Source organism: Candidatus Thioglobus sp., from assembly GCF_028599055.1.
Classification (GTDB): Bacteria; Pseudomonadota; Gammaproteobacteria; order PS1; family Pseudothioglobaceae; genus Thioglobus_A.
This window is the reverse complement of record NZ_JAQRMS010000095.1, coordinates 1-4,535: the sequence shown is the minus strand read 5'-3', so window position 1 is coordinate 4,535 and position 4,535 is coordinate 1. Positions and strand designations below refer to the sequence as shown.

1 protein-coding gene is annotated in these 4,535 nt (G+C 35.5%); it reads left to right on the top strand.

The features are described from left to right. The first annotated feature begins 1,414 nt into the window (after positions 1–1,414). A complete protein-coding gene (gene wecB / locus PSN35_RS06155) occupies positions 1,415–3,514 on the top strand; it encodes a non-hydrolyzing UDP-N-acetylglucosamine 2-epimerase (RefSeq protein ID WP_300030919.1) in 2,100 nt (699 codons plus the stop codon). Positions 3,515–4,535: the final 1,021 nt, after the last annotated feature.

Sequence of the window (4,535 nt, the reverse complement as noted above, 5' to 3'; positions counted from 1 at the left end):
AGTATTCAACCAGCAGCTATGTTTTCTGAGCTAGCATTACAGTTTTTGCGAGCACAATTTGACCCTTCTTTCTAAATTATGTTTTGTCCCCCCTTTTGTATTGGTCAAGATAGCGGTCACTCTGTTGAATATATACTGTGCAGGGTTTTTTTTATAGTGTGTACCTTTGCTTAAATAGTTGATCGAGATTATAAAGGGGAGTTTGGGTCCCCTCAAAACTGGTTTAATCCTACCATTTCACTTATGTGAAGTGCTTGTACCATGTCAGGTAGTCCCGACCTTCTGTTCTGTGGCGGGTTTTGCGTTTTTTGGGTTGGATGAATTAGTGGTGGTGGTGATGGTGTGGAGTTGGTGGTATGGTGTGTTATATAGGGTAGCTACTGTTATCTACTTTATTGACTTAGTGGTGGTGGTGATGGTGTGGAGTTGGTGGTATGGTGTGTTATATAGGGTAGCTACTGTTATCTACTTGATTGACTTGGTGGTGATGGTGTGGAGTTGGTGGTATGGTGTGTTATATAGGGTAGCTACTGTTATCTACTTGATTGAATTAAGTTATATCGTGGCGGTCAGTTTTATTAGTGGAGGAAACCGGAGGACCCGGAGAAAACCATTGACCTGTCTCACGTTACTAACACACTTTATCATATAATGTTGTATGGAGTACACCTCGTCATGGTCGGGATTCGAACTCACAACTTTAGAGTTGATAGACACAGATTGCACAGGTGGTTATAAATTCAACTACCACACGACCACGACAACCCCTGTTTAATCTGGTACTTGGCTGATATTGATGATTATCTGTGTGTTCTACCAATGTTGTTTGACTGGTATTTTGGAGAAGTAGACTTTGTAAATATTTTGCTATTCGTCTTAGCCAGAATCTGACCAAAATGTCTTACTTATTAATAAACTAGCATGGCCTTTTGAAAATATGTCAAAACTGTAAATTGTAACTGTTGATGACTTATGGCTCACTTTCTTTCTTTTGCAGCTTAAATGGTGTTCCCAAAAGACAGATGAAAATTAATGTTTGGGAGGAATTTTAATACGTACATAATATCAACGGAACATCTATACATGATAAAATAGTAGGAATATGTTTTCTAAAGCTTTAATATAATACGCCATACTGCTTTCTTTCGTCTGAATCTTTGAATTCATGAGGTAATAGGATATTATAATGCTACATTCAAACATAATGAGATATAATTAGAGGTTGAAGTGATTGAAGACAGTACAACCATCTTTGTCGTCATTATCTACCAATCATTTATTAGTGTGTTACAGAATAACAAGAATGGTCATCAGAAAATCACACCGTGCTTACATTGCTTGTACACTGATCATTTGTTGTTGTATGTTTGTGTTTATGTATGATAGTATTAGAACATCAAAATCTGCAATAATAGTGGAAAACATTGCCAATAGAATTTTAAACAGCAATTTACACTATTCATTTCCACTACAGTCTTGGATTTTCCCCAAGCTGTCGGAAAAAGAACGAATTTTAATATTTTTTGGGACACGACCGGAAGTTATTAAGATAGCTCCTGTTATTCAAGAACTTAAAAAGTCTACCCACTTTGTTGTTACTACTATATTTACAGGACAACATGCAGAGATAATACATCCCTTTCTAACACTGTTCAATATAAATGTCGATATATGGTTTAACAATACCCTTGAAAAGGGTCAATCGTTAAACATGTTAGCGGGGAAATTGTTCATTCAAACTGATCTTCTACAGTCCGAGCCGAATGATATTTGGATGATACAAGGGGACACAACTTCTGCTATGGTAATAGCGACGGTAGCATTTCATAAGAAATTACGTATAGCACACGTAGAGGCGGGGCTTCGTACATTTAATATGTATTCACCTTTTCCGGAAGAATTTAACCGTAAAACTATATCTTCAATAGCAACATATCACTTTGCGCCAACAGAAAATAACCGTAGAAATCTAGTAAATGAAGGAATTGACAATTCTCGGATTTTTGTGACCGGAAATACTGTCATTGATTCTGCTAAATACCTCGAACTGTCTAATAAAACAAAATATCCAAAAGAGTTGAATGGCCGACATGCGGATGTTTTAGTTCTTCTTACAATTCATAGGCGAGAAAATATTGGTAGAATGGACCGTTTATACAACTCAATTGCATCTGTTAAATGTGCAAAATGTTTATTTGTCGTTCCCGTTCATCCAAATCCACATGCCACCAAGTCTGCACGAACTATCTGTAGTCGGGACTCTAGATTTCTGTGTATTTCACCCTTACCTTACGAAGAACTTCATTGGATGTTAAGTCATTCACAATTTATATTAACTGATTCGGGTGGAATACAGGAAGAGGCAACTTGGTACAACGTACCAACACTAGTTCTAAGAAATGATACTGAGCGAGGTGAAGCGATAACAGCTGGCATTGCCAAACTTGTTGACGAACTAACAATAAAACCAAGTATGACATATATCATAGAAAATATCAACAAAAGAAAAAATAATAAATTATTTCCGTATGGAGACGGGAATGCAGCCGAACGTATTTGTAATATTTTACAAACTAATAAACTTCCGACTGCAAGCATCACAATACGGTCTATTGTGAACAAAATCAACGCATCAAATGTTCATCAAGTAGAAATAAGTGCTAATTATTTCGATCGATTTAAATACAGTTTTAAGCCATCAATTGCTGTAGTCCTACAAGTGTTTAAGCGTAAAACACTACACAAACAGTTAGAAGCTGCTTCTAAACAAACACTGATACCCACTACGATTGTCGTCGTTCAAAATGGTTTCTATGTAAATTTAACGGCAATAATACAACAGTTCCGAAGACAGCATCCAGATATTGAATTACAACATATAGCTTCAAGTAAAAATCTACGATTTCATGGCAGATTTCACATTGCTTACATGCTAGAGGAAGATTATGTATCTGTTTGGGATGACGACATGCTACCAAGAACCGAATGGCTGGCATATTGTGTGGAGTATTCTAGGACACATGGGCATGGGTTAGTTGGTGCTAATGGAAGAACATTTGAAAGCGTCGATCTTGCTACAAATAAAGTCATTCAAAGACAATTAACTGGACAAAATGATTTTGTCGGCCATACTTGGACATTGCCGAGAGTATATCTTAGATATTATTTGAACATGGAACCAGTTTCACGTTACACTGGTGAAGATGTACAGCTTGCATATGCATTGCAACAATATGGAATTAATTCATACTTGCCGCCATTGAAAGGTGAGAAATCAGCTCCAGATATTAAAGAAAGTATAGACCCTAATGCGTCTTTCAGAACCAATCAAGCACCAAGAGAGTTGTTATTTTGTACGCTTTTAAGACACAATTTCAAATTTCTGCGATGTAAAAATTGTAGCGATAAGAAGGTTCTAGATAAATGCATTGAACAAGCTGAAGCATCAGCAGTAAGCATAGTGAGAGACGTGTTAAATTTAGATAAGAAAAATAATGTATATGCATGGTCATGAAATACAAGTTTAAAAGTGCATTTTTATTTAATATATTGGAATGCTAAACCAATCAAACGTCTTTAAATAATAATGTTCAGCTACGACTTGTTAAAGTCAACTATTGTATTATGAGACGGCAACACAGAAAATGTGCTATGAAAATGCTATGCACTTGACACTTGTTTTACAAGAATTGTTTTTGTCCCCTATGGAAAATATTCTTGCTCTGTAATGAGTTTTCCAACTTTTTTAAAGTTATATTTGGAATACGTTAAGTTCTTAAAAAATGTCATGATGTTAAACTTAGAAGAATCAACTTTAAATAAAAGATGGAGTAGGGGTGGGGGTGGAGTCTCTTTCAAAATAGTACTCTGCTGTACAACTGTCATTTTTGTTTCTTTGTCCAATTATTTATTTTGAATTTGTCTAACTTTGTTCATTGACTTAGTCATATTAATTATTTGTATTGTATTGTATTGAGTGCAGAAATGGTGTACTGAATAGTATTATTTGTCTTTAATTGTTTACTTGTTCATCTTTTTATAGGAAAGGATTTGTATAGGCTTAGCCTGTTATCCAATCCTTTTGATTTACTCAATAAAATGTTTGACATGAAACAAATGTCAACTTTTCCTAAAATTTATACCTACAATTGTGTGTTAATATATATTGACACTACTACATTTTTGGTGTTTAACACGTTCACTGCTTGTATACCTGTTTTGTCCCAGTATATTTTTTTAGCTACTGTTATAGTGACAACCGGAACATTTTAACCGTAATGAAAGGGGGAGGTTTGGCGCCATAAAATCGATTCAAACTACCATTTCTTTGTAAGTGCTTGTACCAAGTCGGAATCATTACGGTTTTCCCAGTTTTCCGGTTGTTGACTAATTTTGTCTGTTTTGTTTGATTATGAGTTTTGAATGTCCCTTTGGAAGATTTTTCGGAGTTCGGTAATTTGTTATTACCCTTATTTCAACAATATTTCAGCTATATCGTGGCGACCAGTTTTAGTGGTGGAGGAAGCCGGAGTACC